The organism is Affinibrenneria salicis, from assembly GCF_008710095.1.
Map to the genome: position 1 here is coordinate 230,059 of NZ_VYKJ01000007.1, position 19,759 is coordinate 249,817.

The 19,759-nt window shown below is 53.3% G+C and carries 16 protein-coding genes; 12 read left to right on the forward strand and 4 right to left on the reverse strand.

The features are described from left to right. Positions 1-285: 285 nt before the first annotated feature. Both FJU30_RS15110 and FJU30_RS15115 read left to right on the forward strand, forming a co-directional pair. On the forward strand, positions 286-1,479 hold the full coding sequence (locus FJU30_RS15110; protein ID WP_223881602.1) for a radical SAM protein: 1,194 nt from the start codon (positions 286-288) through the stop codon (positions 1,477-1,479). A 181-nt stretch (positions 1,480-1,660) separates the two neighbouring features. Continuing rightward, the gene (locus tag FJU30_RS15115) at positions 1,661-2,512 is read left to right on the forward strand and encodes a DKNYY domain-containing protein (RefSeq protein WP_150435799.1); all 852 of its coding nucleotides are present in this window, start codon (positions 1,661-1,663) and stop codon (positions 2,510-2,512) included. 89 nt (positions 2,513-2,601) lie between these two features. Here FJU30_RS15115 and FJU30_RS15120 read toward each other — a convergent pair whose 3' ends face one another. Together FJU30_RS15120 and FJU30_RS15125 are read right to left on the reverse strand one after the other, a co-directional pair. Then, positions 2,602-3,318: an alpha/beta fold hydrolase gene (locus tag FJU30_RS15120; RefSeq protein WP_150435800.1), complete on the reverse strand. Its 717-nt coding sequence runs from the start codon at positions 3,316-3,318 to the stop codon at positions 2,602-2,604. A gap of 419 nt (positions 3,319-3,737) precedes the next feature. Further along, the gene (locus FJU30_RS15125; protein ID WP_150435801.1) at positions 3,738-4,520 is read right to left on the reverse strand and encodes a lipoyl protein ligase domain-containing protein; all 783 of its coding nucleotides are present in this window, start codon (positions 4,518-4,520) and stop codon (positions 3,738-3,740) included. 625 nt (positions 4,521-5,145) lie between these two features. Here FJU30_RS15125 and gabP point away from each other — a divergent pair. Beyond that, positions 5,146-6,549 carry a GABA permease gene (gabP, locus tag FJU30_RS15130; protein ID WP_223881603.1) on the forward strand — a complete coding sequence of 468 codons (1,404 nt, stop codon included), beginning with the start codon at positions 5,146-5,148 and terminating at the stop codon, positions 6,547-6,549. Between the two features lie 426 nt (positions 6,550-6,975). Continuing rightward, positions 6,976-7,170: a hypothetical protein gene (locus tag FJU30_RS15140; protein ID WP_150435803.1), complete on the forward strand. Its 195-nt coding sequence runs from the start codon at positions 6,976-6,978 to the stop codon at positions 7,168-7,170. Between the two features lie 439 nt (positions 7,171-7,609). Here the strand turns inward: FJU30_RS15140 and FJU30_RS15145 are convergent, their stop codons facing one another. Beyond that, positions 7,610-8,635, reverse strand: coding sequence for a LacI family DNA-binding transcriptional regulator (locus FJU30_RS15145; RefSeq protein WP_150435804.1), 1,026 nt, complete (start codon positions 8,633-8,635; stop codon positions 7,610-7,612). A 579-nt stretch (positions 8,636-9,214) separates the two neighbouring features. On the opposite strand from FJU30_RS15145, the gene FJU30_RS15150 reads away from it, so the two are divergent. The 5 genes from FJU30_RS15150 to lpxL all read left to right on the forward strand — a co-directional run bounded on the left by FJU30_RS15150 (position 9,215) and on the right by lpxL (position 15,201). Then, a complete protein-coding gene (locus FJU30_RS15150) occupies positions 9,215-10,411 on the forward strand; it encodes an L-talarate/galactarate dehydratase (RefSeq protein ID WP_150435805.1) in 1,197 nt (398 codons plus the stop codon). 112 nt (positions 10,412-10,523) lie between these two features. Then, positions 10,524-11,822 carry an MFS transporter gene (locus FJU30_RS15155; protein WP_150435806.1) on the forward strand — a complete coding sequence of 433 codons (1,299 nt, stop codon included), beginning with the start codon at positions 10,524-10,526 and terminating at the stop codon, positions 11,820-11,822. 281 nt (positions 11,823-12,103) lie between these two features. Then, positions 12,104-12,874, forward strand: a complete 771-nt coding sequence (gene garL / locus FJU30_RS15160) for a 2-dehydro-3-deoxyglucarate aldolase (protein WP_150435807.1) — start codon at positions 12,104-12,106, stop codon at positions 12,872-12,874. 57 nt (positions 12,875-12,931) lie between these two features. Then, positions 12,932-13,822, forward strand: a complete 891-nt coding sequence (gene garR / locus FJU30_RS15165; RefSeq protein WP_150435879.1) for a 2-hydroxy-3-oxopropionate reductase — start codon at positions 12,932-12,934, stop codon at positions 13,820-13,822. A 455-nt stretch (positions 13,823-14,277) separates the two neighbouring features. Continuing rightward, positions 14,278-15,201: an LpxL/LpxP family Kdo(2)-lipid IV(A) lauroyl/palmitoleoyl acyltransferase gene (lpxL, locus tag FJU30_RS15170; protein WP_150435808.1), complete on the forward strand. Its 924-nt coding sequence runs from the start codon at positions 14,278-14,280 to the stop codon at positions 15,199-15,201. A 95-nt stretch (positions 15,202-15,296) separates the two neighbouring features. Here lpxL and FJU30_RS15175 read toward each other — a convergent pair whose 3' ends face one another. Beyond that, positions 15,297-16,214, reverse strand: a complete 918-nt coding sequence (locus tag FJU30_RS15175; RefSeq protein ID WP_191091620.1) for a LysR family transcriptional regulator — start codon at positions 16,212-16,214, stop codon at positions 15,297-15,299. 450 nt (positions 16,215-16,664) lie between these two features. Between FJU30_RS15175 and FJU30_RS15180 the strand changes: the two genes are divergently transcribed. From FJU30_RS15180 to aepY, 3 genes are read left to right on the forward strand one after another with little or no spacing between them, the layout of a single operon-like run. After that, positions 16,665-17,549, forward strand: coding sequence for an NAD(P)-dependent oxidoreductase (locus tag FJU30_RS15180; protein ID WP_150435810.1), 885 nt, complete (start codon positions 16,665-16,667; stop codon positions 17,547-17,549). A gap of 23 nt (positions 17,550-17,572) precedes the next feature. Continuing rightward, the gene (gene aepX, locus FJU30_RS15185) at positions 17,573-18,487 is read left to right on the forward strand and encodes a phosphoenolpyruvate mutase (protein ID WP_150435811.1); all 915 of its coding nucleotides are present in this window, start codon (positions 17,573-17,575) and stop codon (positions 18,485-18,487) included. A gap of 56 nt (positions 18,488-18,543) precedes the next feature. Next, positions 18,544-19,689, forward strand: coding sequence for a phosphonopyruvate decarboxylase (gene aepY / locus FJU30_RS15190; protein WP_150435812.1), 1,146 nt, complete (start codon positions 18,544-18,546; stop codon positions 19,687-19,689). Positions 19,690-19,759 lie beyond the last annotated feature (70 nt).

Sequence of the window (19,759 nt, forward strand, 5' to 3'; positions counted from 1 at the left end):
GACTTAACTGTTTTCAGTTGTTTAACCCAATAAAATAAGTGTGGTGCAGAACAGGATGCCTTAGCAATGATACGTTTAGGAACGAAGTTTAACCAAATGGTTACAAAGACCATGTCGCCGGTATTATCAACCCTTATTAATAAAGTTGATGAGGACGGCTTCGAAAAAATATTCACCGTAGGCGCTAAATTTGCCGGTAACAGTAGAGATGATTTACTCCGGCTGGCGGAAATATGTCATAACAAAGATCCGATGGTTTCCGGCTGGATAAGGGCCCTGCGGGGCATGGGGAAAAAACCGCGGGAAAAGCTGGTTAATAATCTTATTCTGAATCATTTTATTTATGGCGGCAGTATCCGCAATAAAAAGGGTATTGAATATAATACGCATATTCCTTTTTTGGTATTAATTTCTCCGACTTACGCTTGCAATTTACGTTGTAAAGGCTGCTATTCGGCGCTGTATGGCGACCGTTATCATTTCGAAGAGGATGAAATGATGAACATATTGCAGCAATTCTATGATCTCGGCGTAAGGTTTTTCACCTTTACCGGCGGCGAACCCTTTGTTTACCCGGCTATTATGCGTATCTTCGCCAAATTCAATGATTGCTTCTTTATGGTTTACACCAACGGTACGCTGCTGACGGAGTCGCGCGTTCAGCGGCTGGCGGAACTGGGCAATGTGGCGGTGACGATTTCCATCGAAGGCTGGGAAAACATGACCGACTGGCGGCGCGGCGACGGCGTGTTTCAGAAAATCCTCACTGCGTATCATCGGTTACGCGCGGCCGGCATATTATGCGGCGCTTCCATGATGGCGACGAGTAAAAACCACGAACAAATGCTGGATGATAAGTATTGGGATTTTATCAGCGAACTGGGTGTGGAGTACGTGTGGGTTTTCCAATACATGCCTATCGGTCGCGATGCGTCTTTCGATCTGGTGCCCAGCGCGCAGCAGCGCTATGAACGATTCCATAAGATAGAGCAATTACGTAAGTCCGGCCGCTTCGCCTTTATTGCCGATTTCTGGAACCATGGTTTTCTGGTGAACGGCTGTATGTCCGGCGGGGCGAATTATTTGCATATTAACGCTAAGGGCGGGGTTGAGCCTTGTGTTTTTCAACAGTATGCGGTCGATAATATTCGCGATAAATCGGTCGTTGAGGTGCTGAAATCGCCCTTCTTTGAAGGATATAAACGTGATATTCCATTTAATAAGAATCTGATGCAGCCCTGTCCGATTATTGATAATCCGGATAAATTTCGTCAGCATATTATAGCCAGCGGCGCACAACCGCAGCATGACGGCAGCGACAGCTATTTTACATTCAGCCGTGAGCTGGATAATCTGGCGCAGGAATGGAAAAAATATGCGATAAAAATATGGGATGAAGAAGGATACGGTAAGGAATATAAGGCGGAAATGAATTTGTACAGTAATGAACCCGCCGGGGAAATGTTGGAAGAGAAATGAACTGGCGGTTTTTATTCTAAATCTAACATGTTATATGTGGGGAGCTGGCACCCATTGCCGGGCCGCTCGCCGGCCGGTTTTCTGCGAAGGAATATACGCCTGAACGGCCGCGCGCGGCGGTGGCTGCATATCCGTCGCGGGGCTGTTATATTGTAAAAAACCAAAGACGAACGGACGAACCGTGACGACGCTTATTATACCAGAACTGCAACCTTACCCCATTGATGCCGACATTGAAGGACTGCCCTATTGCCCTGGCGAGGGGGGATGTATCGCCATGCGTGACGGCAGCAAGCCGAAACTGGATGGCGAATTCAAACTGCGTAAAGGTTTCCTGCAGTATGCAAACGGTTTTTCAAAGGATGAGAGGGCCGTCTATTGTTGGGCCCATCGTGTAGCCGGCGCGAATCCGGCAACGTTTCGCGTCCTGAGCCGTACATTCGTGACCGACGGTAACCATGTCTGGACGCATATGGGCAAGGTTCGTAATGCCGATCCCAATACGTTTGTTGCCTGCGATCATGGCTCGGATAACCGCTGGAGTTACGGCTATGGTAAGGACGTCAACAGTGTTTTCTTCTCGCCGGGAAGCGAACGCGCGCGTCGGGTGATCAAGGCCGATGCCCGTACGTTCCGCTCATCCGGCGCGCCTTTTCTCGTCGGCTATGATGACGCGTTTGCCTTCGCGGAAGGAGCCTCGATACGCAAAGCTAAACGCAAGAGCTGGCGCTACCTGGCAAACGGTTACAGCCGCGATGAAAAAGCGATTTTCTACCTGGGAAGGGTCATTGAAGGCGTCGATCTGGAAAGTTTCTCGGTCGTTCCTGTATTCAGCCGCTTCGATAACGCACCGGCTCCTTTGGCCCGCGATAAGAACCACTACTACTGGTGTGATAACGTGATTGACGACGACGATTTTGGCGCAAAGTATTGGGTCAGGTATGCCGTCGTTTCAGACCCGGACGATATGCCGCCGATTGCTCGCGCGCGCGGTTTAACGCTGGAGAATGCGCCGGACAAGCCGCTGTCCTGAGCGTGTCGCGCTGATTGCTGCGCGGAATCCGCCGCGCGTTGTTTTGCCGTCGCGCCGGGATGGCCTGCGCATAATGGTTGCGCTATCTTTCAGCCGGCCGGCGGGGTCGCGCGCAGCCAGGCGGCGATCGTTTCGTTGACGAAGGCAGGGCGCTCAAGGGTTGAAACATGGCCGCACGCCGGCACCGTAACCAGCGAGGCGCCGCGGATGCCGGCGGCGATTTCCTGCGCGTTCTCAATTGGCGTCAGCCGGTCCGCATCGCCCACCAGTACTAACGTGGGGCAGTGAATCTGCGCCAGCAGCGGTCGCGAGTCGGCGCGGCCGATAATGGCGCGCTGCTGACGAATAAATCCTGCCGGGCCGACTTCTCCGGCCATCTGCCGTATGGCGGCGCGCAGCGCGTCGTCGGTCAGACGGGAAGGGTGGACGCAAAAACCGTATGCGTCGTCGATCATCGCGTCAAAACCGCCGGCGCCGACTTGTCCGATCTGCTGTTCTCGCGCCTGAATGACTTCCGCGCTGTCGGCTCGCGCCGAGGTATCCAGCAGGATCAGCCGCGCTACCCGTTGCGGCGCCTGACGCAGGATTTCGAACGCCACATATCCGCCCATCGACAGCCCAACCAGGGTAAAACGCGCCGGCGCGCCGGCCAGTATTCTGCCGGCGATTGCGGCGATGCTGTCATCAAGCGAAGAGTTGGTCAGCATGACGGCGCCCTCGCTCCATAGCATCGTGGTCTGCTCGCGATAGAGCTGCGGCGAGCCGAGCAGGCCGGGGATCAATACAAAGGGCGTGGCGTCAGGCATAATCTCTCCCAGGTTACTTGTCGGCGATAGCGGATTCGCCACGGTTGCGGGTGGCGATGGACGTTAACAAACGTCAATGAGTATAGCGCAGTCGCCGGGCGCGTTCACTCTTGCCGCTCGCTGCGTTCGGCGCTTTATGCCGTCGGATCTTGTCGGGCTTTCCCTGTCTCGGCGGCGCGACGGTAACCAGTTATCCCTGTTCTGTTTTCATCTTTGTTCCCGCATTGCCGGCGGCGCATGTATCCGTGCTCTAAAATAATTCGGTTTTCAGAACAAGACGTTATCGTTTTGAATCACGTGGATCGTTGGCCCGCGATGGACGAAGCGGATGAAGACGTCCGTCGCGCGGCAAGCGCAGGACAAGTCCGGCGGAAACGCACCTGCTCCGGCGCCGGCCGGTCTTGCGCCGCGCGCCGCGGTCAGAGCGCGAGGAAGGGCGGGGTTCGCCGCCGCACCGCGTCGCCCAGCGCCTCGCCGACCCGCCGGCACAGTTCGTCCGGCGTCAGCGCCGGACGGCTTATCTGCGCCACGGTGACCGTTTTGCCCGCATCGTACTGACGGTCGCTGCCGATCAACTGTTCGAAGCCGTTGGCCCAGCGATGTATCTGCGCCAGATCCGCCGCCACCAGCAGTACCGCATGGGCCAGCACGATGTGCCGTCGACCTTCCCGTCCGTCGTCGGCCGGCAGCGGTCGCCAGCATTGCGCGGTGCCGGCGATCTTGCGCGCGTCGGCGTCCGCGCCGCAGGCCAGATTAAACCGGCCGTCGCAGAACGAACCGCTTACCGCCTGAAAATGGCTGTCCACGCCGAAAGCGCGCAGCACGTCGCGCAGGATCTCGCACAGATGCAGGTAGACCGGCGTCGCCGCTTCGCCCAGGCTCTGGCGCAGCGGCCAGGCCAGACTGAGATTAATTATGCCGGGCCCCTGCGGCACCAGACCGCCGCCGGAACGGCGCAGAAATACAGGGCATCCGCGGTCGGCGAACGCCCGGCGCGCGCTGTCCAGCTGCGCATGGCGGCGGTAGCTGGCCGGAATCACCAGACTGTGCGGCGCCTGCCAGACGCGCGCGACGGCCATGCCGTCGGCGGCGTGGTTGAACAGATCGTCCTCGGCCGTCGTGGGGTCGTCACAAAACAGCAGCTTTTCAGGCAAACAGTGAAAATGACCGCGGCTTTCCGCCGCGGCCGGTGATTCCCGCATGATATACCACCTGTTATACGGCGCGGAGGCGCGGCAGCAACGGCTGGTTGACCTCCGTCATGTTCCCATTTTCGGCATTTGTCCGGCGGCGTCGGAGATTGTCATCCGGGCCTGTTCGGCATGCCGGACTGGAATAATGTGATTTTCCGCGCCTCAAATCAATCGCTGCGGTGTCGCGGCATCGCTCCGTTGCCGGCCGGACGGCGCCGCCTGACATTCGGCTGCCGACGGCGACAGGCCTCGCCCGACAGGCGGTCGACCCTCGCGACAGAAAAAATTGGCTCCATAAATTATTTGAAAATTGGTACTAGACGCCGCCTCTCTTCGCTTGCTAAATATCGACCCGGCTTATGTCGGCCGCCTGATGATGGGCGTTTGCTGATAATTAACGCGACCATACTGATAACGTCTGGCGGTAATATTCGCGATTTTATATTCGTCCTGTTTCAGCCGCTATCTGCGCCGGCTAATAAAGATTGTTCGTGGTCACACTGTCTGCAATCATTGCGTCTTGTTGTGTAATCTTTTAGTGAAACGAATCAAAAAACAAGGCATGGTAATCGCCTTCTAATAAAGCATTAAGTCTGTTGTTGTCTGAATTTAGAACAAACTACCGGAGTGTAAGATGGGAATGAATACAGAGAAAACAGATGTTCTGGGTCATGATCTCAAATCGCGCCATGTCACCATGCTGTCGATTGCCGGGGTTATCGGCGCGGGATTATTTGTTGGCTCCGGGCATGCTATTGCCGCGGCCGGGCCCGCGGTTTTACTGGCCTATCTGGCCGCCGGCGCGCTGGTGGTCATGGTGATGAGGATGCTGGCCGAAATGGCGGTCGCCTCGCCGGATTCGGGATCTTTTTCAACCTATGCGGATAAGGCGATAGGGCATTGGGCGGGGTTTACCATTGGCTGGCTATATTGGTGGTTCTGGGTGCTGGTTATTCCGCTAGAGGCGAACGCCGCGGCCGCGATTATTAATGCCTGGTATCCTCAGTTCGCCATCTGGCAATTAACCCTGGTTATCACCGTAGTATTAACGGCGACCAATTTATTTAGCGTGAAGCATTACGGCGAGTTTGAGTTCTGGTTCGCATTGATTAAAGTGCTGGCCATTATCGGCTTTATTGTTTTGGGCGGGCTGGCGGTGTTTGGTTTGTTGCCGCACAGTCAGGTGAGCGGAGTTTCTCGCCTGTTTGACACCCATGGTTTTATGCCCAACGGCGCCGGTGCTGTATTGGCCGCCATTCTGACCACCATGTTTTCCTTTATGGGGACGGAAATCGTCACTATTGCGGCGGCCGAATCCAAAAATCCAGGGCGGGAAATTACGAAGGCCACCAATTCGGTTATCTGGCGCATCGGCATTTTTTACTTGCTGTCGATTTTTCTGGTGGTGGCGCTGGTGCCGTGGAATACGCCGGGGCTGGCGCAGAACGGTTCGTATCAGACCGTGCTTGAGGCGATGGGTATTCCAAATGCGAAACTGATTGTCGATATTGTGGTGCTGGTTTCCGTCTGCAGTTGCTTAAACTCGGCGCTCTATACCGCATCGAGAATGCTGTATTCGCTGAGCAAACGCGGCGACGCGCCGGCGGTGGCGAAGCGGACCAACCGGGTCGGCACGCCTCACGTCGCGGTTATTTCTTCCACCGCGGCGGCCTTCCTGACGGTGTTCGCCAACTATTTCGCGCCGGGCGAAGTATTCCGTTTCCTGCTGGCCAGCTCAGGCGCCATCGCGCTGCTGGTTTATCTGGTGATTGCCGCCTCTCACCTGGTGATGCGTAAAAAACGCGAAGCCAATCATGAAGTGATTACTTTTCGCATGTGGTTATTTCCCGGACTGACTTATCTGGTGATGCTGTTTATCGTGGCTGTGCTGTTTATCATGCTGTTCCAGGCGCAACATCGCAGCGAAATCGTCGCTACCGGCGCGCTGTGCGCGGGGATCATCATCGCCAGTTTGATCGTGCAAAAACGCCGCCGTCTGCAGGCGGAGAAAATGGATCTGTCGCTACAGCGGGATTAGGTCGCGCCGCGCGGTCGGGCGATGAAAATAGGGGCGGGGAGCTATTCTGCGCTTAGTCAAGATTGCGCAGGCCGCGGCCGAGCGGCCCATACTGCTTTGCTTTGCTTTGCTTTGCTTTGCTTTGCTTTGCTTTGCTTTGCTGCCGCCTGCCGCCTGCCGCCTGCCGCCTGCCGCCTGCCGCCTGCCGCCTGCCGCCTTCCCGCTTAGCGACTGCCGCCGGCCGGTGAGTCGTATTTATCCGCATGGATTGGCCCGCGTGCCGGCGTTGATTGGCGCAGGCGGCATGGCGCCGCGTGCCGACGCTGGATCCATCTGTGGTCCGCACATACCCGCGTCACCCGCAGTCCGGAGGGAGAGCAACTGCTGGAAAATTCGGTACGCAAGACGCAGAGCGCAAGTCGCCGCTGCGCGCTGCTCAACTCGCCGTTGTTTCAGGCGGCTTATGCCAGAGGTTATGGCACCCTGTATGCCGACCTCTACCGTCCGCGCAGCCTGACGGCTGAACTGGTGTGGCCGGGCCATCGCTGGCAGAGGAACGAGGAACTGCGACACTGCGACGACGTGCGCGAAGGGCAGTTTCACGTCGCTTTCGGCGATCCGGGATATAGCCTGTATACCTGAAGGCAGGATCGCTACCCGGCAGGCGAGGGCAAGGGCACTGCAAAGAGGGGAAGATCATGGCAAACAGGGAGAAGTCATAGCAAAGAGAGGAAAGGGCATGGCAAACAGGGAGAAGTCATAGCAAAGAGAGGAAAGGGCATGGCAAACAGGGAGAAGTCATAGCAAAGAGAGGAAAGGGCATGGCAAACAGAGAGATGTCATAGCAAAGAGAGGAAAAGGCACGGCAAACAGAGAGATGTCATAGCAAAGAGAGGAAAAGGCACGGCAAACAGGGGAAGGTCATAGCACACAGGGAAAGGTTATGGCAAAGCAGGCAAGGCGGTAAGCGGGGGACGAATCGGTCGGCAAGCGAGTTGAGCGCCGCTGGCGGGCGGCGCGGTGAGGGGCCGAATAATTGAGCTCGACCAACGCCCCATAGCCTGAAGCATAACGAATATATTCAGGTCGACTCGCGTTCTATTAATTCAAAGCCAATATCGATAACCACGTCATTCAATTCCGCGCCCTCGATCTTGTCCGCCAGCATATTGGCGGCATCAATTCCGATACGCCATCGATCGATTTTCACCGTGGAGATGGATGGAACATTGTGTCGGGAGAAATCCAGATCGCCAAAACCCATAATGGCGATATCCTGCGGCACGCGCAGTCCCCGGTGGCTGGCTTCTATTATCGCGCCCTGGGCAAGGGTATCGGAGCTGCAAATCACCGCGTCTGGTTTATTTCCGGAATCAAGCAGATGACATAATCCCTCGCGGCCGAGCGATAAGGTCGCCGGCAGCGGAACCGTCGCCTCGGCGAGCGGTTTGACCTTATTTTTAGCTAATGTATCGGTAATCCCTTTTTTACGCACCACCGCGCGTTTATCTTCGGTCCAGATCAGACCAAATTTCCGATATCCTTTTTTATATAAATATTTGGCAATCTTATTGCCGATTTTTTCATGAGAAAATCCAACCAGCATATCCAACGGCGTCGGGGTTAAATCCCATATTTCAACCACCGGGAGCTCAGAAGATAAGATGATGCGTTTCATTTGCGGCGAATGCTGTATGCCCGTTAATACGATGCCGTCGGGGCGGCGAGACAAAATAGCGGAAACGATCTCGCTTTCCTTATCTTCCGTATATCCGCTGACGCACAGCAGCATATGATATCCGCGTTTGGCCAACTGGTCGCTGATGGCCTGAACGGTATCGACAAACATATTATTGTTAATCTGCGGCACCACCACCGCAATCAGTTTACTGCGTCTTGAGGCCAGACCGCCGGCTAATAAATTAGGAATATAGCCGGTGACGGCAATGGCTTTTTTTACTTTTTCAACGGTTGTTGCGCGAACTAAATGAGGATTGTTCAGCGCCCGGCTTACCGTCATGGGGGACAGACCGGCTTCGCGTGCTACATCTTCCAGCGTTGGTGATCTCGTTTTGCCATACTTCTGCTGAGCATTCTTAGCCTTCATACCAGTCCTTGAACAGCGATAACCAGGTTGCAAGGCAATATATTATAGTAAAAAGGCGATCTTACCCAGCGACGATGGTTGATGCGCTAAGCGACAGAAATTATTGCGAAAAAACGGGAGCGACCGGCGGAAAACGTCGGTTGTCGCCGTTCAATTTCCCCTCTCATCCTGAGCCGAACGTCCACATTTCAACGCGTGTGGCATAACGTTTTTCCCGCAAGGCAGAGCGCCGCCGGCTGCCGGCCGCGGATTCACATCGCTGATAAAAACGCCCCCGGACAACCCGACGACTCTTCGCGCCCGCCGAACGAAATGTCGATCGGCGCAAGCTGTCTGCCGGCCTTATGTCGGTTTTATAGTAAATGATTGCGCTATCATTTTTAGTTAAATTATAGCGTTACATAAACAAGTCTCTTAATCTTTAAATTTGTTACTCATTTGTTTATTAAGTATTTTTGTGATCAAAGACCCACAAGTGAGATTCGCTTGTGGCGCGCAAAATTTGTTCGTCGTAAAAATGTTAGCGCAAACATTACTGCTTCAGCGTGATTTAAGAACACTCAATCAGGAGAAATGAAGATGACTACCAGTGCTAACTCAGATGCCGTTTCCTACGCCCGGGTTTCTAATGTGCGTACCGCCGCCGAGACGGGAGACCGCATTGAATGGGTCAAGGTTTCGCTCGCGTTTTTACCGCTGGCGACGCCGGTCAGCGATGCGAAGGTCCTGACCGGTCGACAAAAGCCGCTGACAGAAGTGGCGATTATTTTTGCTGAAATTCGTACCCGCGATGGATTTGAAGGTATTGGATTCAGTTACTCGAAACGCGCCGGCGGCCCGGGTATTTATGCCCATGCCAAAGAGATCGCTGATAACCTGCTGAATGAAGATCCTAACGATATTGATAAGATCTATACCAAATTGCTGTGGGCGGGCGCCTCCGTCGGCCGGAGCGGTATGGCGGTCCAGGCCATTTCGCCTTTTGACATTGCCCTGTGGGATATGAAAGCGAAACGCGCGCAACTGCCGCTGGCAAAATTATTGGGCGCGCATCGCGATTCGGTGCAGTGCTATAACACCTCCGGCGGATTTCTGCACACCCCGCTGGACCAGGTGATAAAGAATGTGGCTATTTCGCGCGAAAGCGGTATCGGCGGCATCAAGATTAAGGTTGGTCAGCCTGATACCGCAGAAGATCTGAAACGTTTGACCGCGGTGCGTAAAGAGCTGGGGGATGATTTCCCCTTAATGGTCGATGCGAACCAGCAGTGGGATCGGGAAACCGCCATGCGTATTGGCCGCAAAATGGAGGCGTTCAATTTAGTCTGGATTGAAGAACCGCTGGACGCCTACGATGTGGAAGGCCACGCCGCATTAGCCACCGCGCTGGATACGCCGATCGCGACGGGAGAAATGCTGACCAGTTTCCGTGAGCATGAGCAATTAATTCTGGGCAATGCCAGCGATTTTGTTCAGCCCGATGCGCCGCGCGTGGGCGGGATTTCCCCCTTCCTGAAAATTATGGATTTAGCCGCCAAACATGGTCGTAAATTAGCGCCGCATTTCGCCATGGAAATCCATCTGCATCTTGCCGCGGCCTATCCTGTCGAACCCTGGCTTGAACATTTCGAATGGCTGAATCCGTTATTTAACGAGCAGCTCGAATTACGCGATGGCCGCATGCTGGTATCTGACCGCCATGGGCTTGGCTTTACGCTCAGCGAGCAGGCCGTTGCATGGACGGCTGCGCAGTGCGAGTTTGGCAAACGTCCCTGATTGATTATTTTTTGATGACTGATGCGCTGTTTTTTTAATGCGTCGGTCATCTGACATCTTCTAAATGAAAAAAATCATATTTTAAAACCCTACATGATTTTAGGAGTTGTAAATGAAAGAAGAACCGATAAAAAGAACTAATATAAGATATATCATATTATTTTTCTTGTTTGCCGCGACTGTTTTTAACTACGCCGATAGAGCAACCCTCTCCGTCGTGGCCCCGTTTATGAGTAAGGAACTGAATTTTGATCCTGAAATGATGGGCGTTGCATTTTCGGCATTCGGCATTTCCTATGTGATTATGCAAATACCGGGCGGCTGGCTATTAGATAAATATGGTTCCAGAATCGTTTACGGCGGCGCGTTGATTGGATGGTCTCTGGTCACTATGTTGCAGGGCACTATCTATTTATATGCTTCACCATTAATGGTTCTAATTATATTAAGATTGCTTATGGGGGCTATCGAGGCGCCGGCTTTTCCAGCCAACAGTCGACTCAGTGTACAATGGTTTCCTAATAAAGAACGTGGATTTGTTACCTCGGTTTATCAGGCGGCCCAGTATATTTCTCTGGCGCTTGTCACTCCGTTAATGACGATCATATTGCACACCTGGAGTTGGCATTATGTCTTTTATTATATCGGCATGATTGGCGTGGTCCTCGGCGTCCTGTGGCTGGTTTATATCCGGGATCCGATGCGTCACAAAAAGGTCAACCAGGCGGAAATTGACTATATCAAACAGGGCGGCGGCGTGCCGGAGTTGGGGGCTGAGCCTAAAAAAGAAAAAGTGAGCTTTGCGCAGATAAAAAAGGTGTGCGTCAATAGAATGATGATCGGCGTGTATATCGGCCAGTTCTGCCTGACCTCCATCACCTGGTTCTTTCTTACCTGGTTCCCGACCTATCTCTACCAGGCGAAGGGGATGTCGATACTGAAAGTGGGGATGATCGCATCCATTCCGGCCGTCGCGGGGTTTATTGGCGGGATCAGCGGCGGGGTCTTCTCCGATTTCCTGCTCAAAAAAGGATATAGTCTGACCGTCGCCAGAAAATTGCCCATTATATGCGGCATGTTATTGTCGTGCACCATTATCACGGCGAACTATACCGACTCGGAAATTATTGTGGTCGGGGCAATGAGTCTTGCTTTTTTTGCGAAAGGGTTCGGGAATCTTGGCTGGTGTGTGCTAAGCGATACGTCGCCTAAAGAAGTATTGGGCATTGCCGGCGGCGTATTTAATATGTGCGGGAATTTAGCCAGTATTATAACGCCGCTGGCGATCGGTTTTATCCTGTCGTGGACGAACTCGTTTGATTTCGCCATTCTCTATGTCGGGTCAATGGGGTTATTTGGTCTGGCGTCATATTTATTTATCGTGGGGAGGCTGGAGCGGTTAATTCTATAGTGTCCGTTATGTATTTGGCTCCGTTGTTGTGCGGCTCTGATAAATAATTCGTCGTTAATATCTGTTCGTAATGTCGGCATGCGTTTTGTGCAGCGCTGTGGTTGCTGTCAGAAAACAGGTGGTCTTTGTCGTAATTAATTCGTGTCTTTTATGTGTGGAGTAACCCGGCGGGATATTTTTCGTTATTGATTTTATGTAATCACTGACGGGAACGGGGTGACGGTTAATCAGAGCCGCAACGTTCAAGAGGCGCACGAGGTTTTAATTTTGTCGAGGTTAAAATGAGTGACGTGATATTTCCAAATAGATTTAAGCAGCAACTGCAAAACGGCGAGTGTTTATATGGCTGTTGGTGCGCGCTGGCTAATCCGATTACCGCGGAAGTGCTGGGGCTGGCCGGTTTTGACTGGCTGGTTCTGGACGGCGAGCATGCGCCAAATGATATTTGCACGTTTATACCACAACTTATGGCGCTAAAAGGCAGCGTCAGTGCGCCGGTTGTCAGGGCGCCGACCAATGAACCGGTCATTATCAAACGCCTGCTGGATATCGGTTTTTACAACTTCCTGATTCCATTCGTGGAAACTCAGGCCGGGGCGGAGCAGGCGGTGGCCGCGACGCGCTATCCGCCGCGCGGTGTCCGCGGCGTGTCGGTATCCCACCGCTCCAATCAGTATGGAACCGTCCCCGATTATTTTGCTCAGATTGACGGCAACATTAGCGTGTTGGTGCAAATTGAGAGCCAGCTCGGGGTGGATAACATTGACGCTATCGCCGGCGTTGACGGGGTCGACGGTATTTTCGTCGGACCGGGCGATCTGTCGGCCGCGCTTGGTCATCTGGGCGATCCGGCGCATCCCGCGGTGCAGCAGGTTATTCGGCATATTTTCGACAGGGCGAAAGCGCAGGGCAAGCCTGCCGGCATTCTGGCGCCGGTTGAGTCGGACGCGCGTCGTTATCTGTCGTGGGGCGCCACCTTTGTCGCGGTCGGAAGCGATCTCGGACTGTTCAGAAATGCCTCGCAGACGTTGAGCGATAAATTTAAGTCGTAACGCGTTCGTTCGGCCGTTGCCGGCATTGATCACTAATCGATAGATGAGGAGTTAATGATGAAAGTAGGATTTATTGGCCTGGGCATTATGGGCAAACCCATGAGTAAAAACTTGCTCAAGGCAGGTTATTCGCTGGTGGTCCTTGATAAGAACGCCGCGTCCGTCGATGAGCTGACGGCGTTGGGCGCGCTGAGCGCGGAGACGCCGAAAGCGGTCGCCGCGCAGTGCGACATTATTATTACGATGTTGCCTAATTCTCCGCAGGTGAAGGAGGTCGCTCTCGGCGAAAACGGCGTGATTGACGGCGCCGGCGCCGGCGCCATCCTGATCGATATGAGTTCGATCGCGCCGCTGGCCAGTCGAGAAATCGCCGCGGCGCTGAATGTAAAAGGCGTTCTGATGCTGGATGCGCCGGTCAGCGGCGGCGAACCCAAAGCCATCGACGGCACGCTGTCTGTCATGGTGGGGGGGGACAAAGCGTTGTTTGATCAGTGCTACGACCTGCTGAAAACCATGGCCGGTTCGGTTGTGCATACCGGCGATATTGGGGCTGGCAACGTCACTAAGCTGGCCAATCAGGTGATTGTCGCCCTGAATATCGCCGCGATGTCTGAAGCGCTGGTGCTGGCGACAAAAGCCGGCGTCGATCCTGAACTGGTATTTCAGGCCATTCGCGGCGGTCTGGCGGGCAGCACGGTACTGGAGGCAAAGGCGCCGATGGTGTTAAACCGTCACTTTAAACCCGGATTTCGTATCGATTTGCACATTAAAGATCTGGCTAATGCGCTGGATACTTCCCATAGCGTGGGCGCTCAGCTGCCGCTGACGTCGGCGGTGATGGAAATGATGCAGGCGCTGCGGGTTGATGGATTGGGAACGGCGGATCACTCGGCGCTGGCCTGCTACTATGAGAAACTGGCGAAGGTGGAAGTGCAAAAACTCGCTTAAGCGCGAAGTTTGCCGGCGCCGGCCCCCCGGAAACCGGGCCGGCGCCGCTGTTCCCGCCCGCGCCTGCTGTTTTGCCGCCGGCGCCGTTTTTTCGGCGCCGGCGTTCAACGCGCCGCTCAGGCTGGCCGTGGCGCGATGGATGAACACAGTCATTGCGCCCGGTTTTTAGCAGGCGCGCCCGAACGCGCGGCTCTGTCGATCCGGGGCGTGAACCCGGCGCAATCAGGGCCGTCGCCCTGCCTGACGGAAAAATCCGGCTATCGTCATCATTTAAAGTTGAATTAACCCGCCGCAACGGCGTCCAATCAAGACGCTGATATCATCCTGCGTCCATGAGGCGCGTCGATTGCTCCCGCTGCAATACCGCAGGTTATGGCAAACGCATCCGGGTAATCTCATGTTATTAACTTACCGCCGCTAATGGCAAGATTCTGATAACCAGAGATAAAGACTGTATGGTTAAGCGCTGGAAGTCATTACTTCGTTACGCCCATCCCCGGCACTGGCTGTTGTGGTTTGGTCTGGGCGTGTTGTTCCTGTTGGTTCAGTTGCCTTACCCCGTGTTGGTCAGCCTGGGGGGCTGGCTTGGCCGGTTGTCGATGCGTTTTTTACCGCGGCGGGTGGATATCGCCAGACGCAATCTGGCAATCTGTTTTCCCGCGCTTGATGAACAGCAACTGCAGACCTTGTTAATCCGTAATTTCACGGCCCTCGGCATTGGGCTGATGGAGACGGGCATGGCCTGGTTTTGGTCCGACAGGCGGATAAAACGGTGGTTTGAGGTCGTCGGGCTGGAGCATTTGCAGCAGGCGGCGGCGCGGGGCAACGGCGTAATTGTCATCGGCGTGCATTTTATGTCGCTCGAATTGCATTTTCGCATTCTGGGCCACTGCATGCCGATGACCGTGATGTACCGGCCGCATAACAGCCACATCATGGAGATGGTGCAAAAGTGGGGCCGTTCGCGTTCGGGCAACACGCTGGTTAATCGGAAAAAGCTAATTGGCATGGTGCACAGTTTAAAACGCGGCGGCGTCGTCTGGTTCGCCCCCGATCAGGATAACGGCGGCAAAGGCAGCGTGTTCGTGCCTTTTTTTGCCGTCGAACAGGCGGCGACCAGCAACGGCACCTTCGTCATCGCACGACTGGCCCGACCGGCGCTGTTGACGGCGGTGGTTATCCGTAAATCCGCGGCGCGCGGATATCAGTTGATCATTTCTCCGCCGCTGGATGCCTATCCCTGGGAGGACAAACTGGCGGCCGCGCGCTACGTCAATCGGGCTATTGAAGCGGAAATTTTGCGCGCGCCCGATCAGTATCTGTGGCTGCACCGCCGTTTTAAAACGCGCCCGCCCGGCGAGCCCTCGCTGTATCGCTGACTCTTCCAACATGACCGACGCCATTTTATCCTTACCGGGGTTAAACCATGGCGTCGTTATTATTTCACTGGGGCAATGGAGGGGATAGTGCGATATCAGGTAACATAGGTGACGTAATCAATTCTGTCCTCAATGATTTCCGCCTTGAGGTAATTACTCAACAGGCTCAATTTTTCATTAATCGGCTGATGCCGGGGGCGGACAAAGTAATATCCCTGCCCGGTGCGCACGGCGATCTTATATGGCAAAGTCAGCGTGTGATTTTTTAACTCTGTTTTCACCATGTTTAAATCAACAATGGCGAGCCCCAATCCCTGGACGGCGGCGCTAATGACAAGATCGGTGGTGTCAAAGGGTTGATGAGTGATAACGTTAAGATCGGTTTTATACCTGGATTTCTTACACCAGAATAACCAGTTGCCTTCTCTTGACTTTGGATATAACACATCGATTTCAGGCGCCGACATATTACGCTCTTGCGCCAGCAGTCCGGGGGCACAGACAGGAATTAACCACTCATCCAGTAATGAGGTGATTTCCCATGATGCAGGGAACATACCGTTGCCGTATTGGATCGCGCCATCATAGTGCTCGGTGTTAAAATCAATAAGTTCTGAACATTTACTGCAGTTATCCAGCTGAACATTCGGATTGTTGATGTCATCCTGTAATTTACGTAAAGCGGCAATCAGCCAGCGTAACGAAAATGTTGTCGGTGATTTTATATGTATAGTAATATCCTGGCGGGAAAAGTTATGGCAAGCCATACAAAGCTCACTAAATGCGCTTTGCAGACCTTCGGCAAACGATTTCCCGTCTCGGGTTAATATGACGCGGGGTCCCTTTCTGTCGAATAATTTACGGTCAAAGAACTCTTCCAGTGTTTGAATATGTTTGCTGACCGCGCTCTGAGTAATCGCTAATTCATGGGCCGCCTGGGTAAATGATTGATGACGGGCAGCCGCTTCGAACGCTTTCAGCGCGTAAAGTGGGGGTGTTTTCATCCAGTCCATATTGATATGTTGCTCCATTTTATAAAGAATAAATAATTATATTTACAGCACTAACGTTATTACTCTGACTGATTTATTTTTACTGTAATTTATAATGAACTGCAATAAGATTTTGTCGTAATTAACAGCTGGGATTTACACCTTCTTGTCCATATAAATCTAATGTTTTTAACCACTAAACAACATCATGAGTGGGAGTTATCCTTTTTATAACTATTTTCCCTTTTGAGCAACAGACATCCTCCTAATATATTGACCGCACGGCCTGAGTGAATCCTTCATATCACGGACGTTATGTTATCCGGCAGTAATAGCCGAGTCGGGGACAGATAGTTTACTTTGGTGACTATCTGAGTTTGACGTTAATGAGATGATTTTATCCATCGGTACGGCGTTATTTCCTCATCGCATCAATGATTGATTTTGCCGTGAAATAATAAGGAGTAAGCGATGAAGCAACAAATCGGTATTGTTGGTATGGGTTCATTAGGCAGCGCATTAGCAAGACGGTTACTGGATTGCGGCTACCGGGTTTCGGTGTTTAATCGAACCAGGAGTAAAGCGGATAAACTGATTAACGATGGCGCGATGCCGGTTTACGACATACAGAAAATATTCAGCGAATCCTGCAATATTGTCATCGCCTGTCTGAAAGATGCCGACAGCATCATTTCTACCTTTGCGCCATTGGCGGGCGGCGGTAGTCAATGTCGTCGGCATAAATTGCTTATTAATACCAGTACGCTCGGCCCTGACGAATCGCAGCGGGTTGACGTTTTTATGCGTTCTATCCCGTCGGAATACATGGAATTTCCCGTTTCAGGCGGACCCGAGGGCGCGAGGAATGGAAAACTCGTGGCGTATATGGGACCGGTTGTCGGGACGTTTCTCTCCGTGGCACGCGACATTGCGGACGCGTTGTGCGAACGATATTTGCAGATGGACAGTAATTATCATGCTCAGGCCATGAAGGTGCTGAATAACTATTGTGAAGCGATGAATATGGCGGTCGCTGCCGAGGCGATTCATCTCGCCGAAAAAACAGGATTAAACAAAGAAATGATCTGCTCGGCCTTGCCGATGGGAAGAGGGCGCTCTGTTTATATGGATGTGCTGTTGGATAAATATCAACGTGACGATAAAAGTATCTCCTTTCCTCTTGATCTTCGGGTTAAGGATCTGCTGCTGGTCGCTCCTCTTTTCAAACAAAACGAGCTTGTGAGTTTTTTCTATTCCCGGCTCGCCGATGCATGGGAAAAAGCGTTGGACAGCAATGCTGTTCGGGTTGATCAAAGCGCTTATCTCGATTTTTTCAAAAATTATAACGTGAAGTAATTTTTTAGAGGAAGGAATTAATTATGAAAAATGATAACCATCATCTGACCAGCGTGACGCCGGATAAACGGCGTAATGGATTAAAACAGGCGCTGAAAAATAAACGCAGTATTCGGGTTATGGAAACCCATAGCCCGCTGGCGGCGCTGCTGGTGGAACAGGCCAGCTATAATCAGGGCGAGCGCCACATCGAGTTCGATGCGTTCTGGTCCAGTTCGTTAACCGATTCAACGGTGAGGGGAAAGCCCGATATTGAACTATTGCCGTTAAGCAGCCGGTTAAATGCTATCGCCGATATTTTCGATGTCACGACTAAACCGCTCATTCTTGATGGCGATACCGGCGGACAAATCGCGCATCTTCCTTATCATATCAATGCGGCGGAGAAAATGGGTATTTCCTCGATCATTATTGAGGATAAAACCGGGTTGAAGAAAAATTCCCTGTTTGGTACGGACGTGAAACAAACGCAGGACGAACCGCAACATTTCGCTGAAAAAATCGCGGCGGCTAAAGCGGCGCAGCTTACCGATGATTTCATGGTGATTGCCCGGGTGGAAAGTTTAATTCTGGATGCCGGCATGACGGACGCCATCGATCGCGCGCTCACTTATGTCGGCGCGGGGGCGGACGGCATTATGATTCACAGTCGTAAAAAAGATCCGCAGGAAATTATCGATTTTGCCCGTATCTTCAGAAAATCAGCCCCCGATACGCCATTGGTTTGCGTGCCGACCAGCTTTAATAATATTACTTTCGATCAGCTTAGCGATTATGGTTTTAATGTGATTATTTACGCCAACCATTTGCTGCGCGCTTCTTATCCGGCGATGAAAAATATTTTGCAGGATATTCTTAAAAATGGCCGCACTCTGGAGGTTGAGGATCGCTGTATGCCAATAAAAGAAATTCTTGAACTGATCCCAGGGACAAAATAACGCGTTATCACACGACGTTTATCCGTGAAATTCTGTGGATAATCTAAAGAGGCATTATGATTTCTCCAGACAAACTTATTGATTTGTTAGGCAGCCATGGCGTGGGATTTTATACCGGCGTTCCTGATTCATTGCTTAAAGAATTCTGTCGCGCTATTTCCGCCGCCGATAATCTTACCCACCAGATCGCCTGTAATGAAGGGGCGGCGATGGGGATGGCCATCGGCCACTATCTGGCGACGGGAAATATTCCGGCAATCTATTTGCAAAATTCCGGTTTGGGTAATTTAGTCAATCCTTATTGTTCCCTGGCCGACACGCACGTTTACGCTATTCCGGCGCTGTTGATTATTGGCTGGCGGGGCGAACTGACCGCCGACGGCCAACAGCTGCATGATGAACCGCAGCATGTGAAACAGGGGCGGATTACGCTGTCGCTGCTGGACACGCTCGATATTCCCTGGCGGGTTATCGACGGCGATCAGGATGATCTGCCGTCTGTCGTGGCGACGCTGCTGGACAGGGCGCGCCGGCAAAATCGCGCGGTCGCGTTGGTGTGCCGAAAAAATACGTTCTCGCCGGCGTCGAGCGCCGCAGACGTTGGCAACCCGGCGGCGGAGCGAGGGGTGATGACCCGCGAAGAGATCGTCGATTGCTGTATTAAACATCTGCCGGCGACGTTGCCGATCGTCAGCACCACCGGGATGCTGTCGCGCGAGCTTTATGAACTCCGCGAGCGGGATCTGACCGGCCATGAAAAAGATTTTTTGACCGTGGGCGGCATGGGACACGCCTCGCAGATCGCGCTGGGCATTGCTCTGGCCAATCCGCAGCGTCGCGTTGTCTGTATGGATGGCGACGGCGCGCTATTGATGCATCTCGGCGGACTGACCAATAGCGCGCGGGCGGACAACCTGCTGCACCTTGTCATCAACAACGGCGCGCATGCCTCGGTTGGCGGGCAGGCGACGATGGCCGCCGATCTGCGCCTGTCTGATATCGCGCGCGCCGCCGGCTATCGCTATGCGCAGACCGTGTCCACGCCCCAGGCGCTGGCCGACAGCCTGGCCGGGGCGTTGTCCCGGCCGCAAAACGCCTTCATTGAAATTCTGTGCCGCACAGGCCAGCGCGCCGATCTTGGACGTCCGAAACGAACGCCAATTGAAAATAAGACCGATTTCATGCGTTTCCTGCAGGCCTGAGCTGCGGGCGGGGCTGGCGCAGGCCAGACGCAGGGCCGATGCCGGCGATCGACCGTTTCATTGGCGGCCG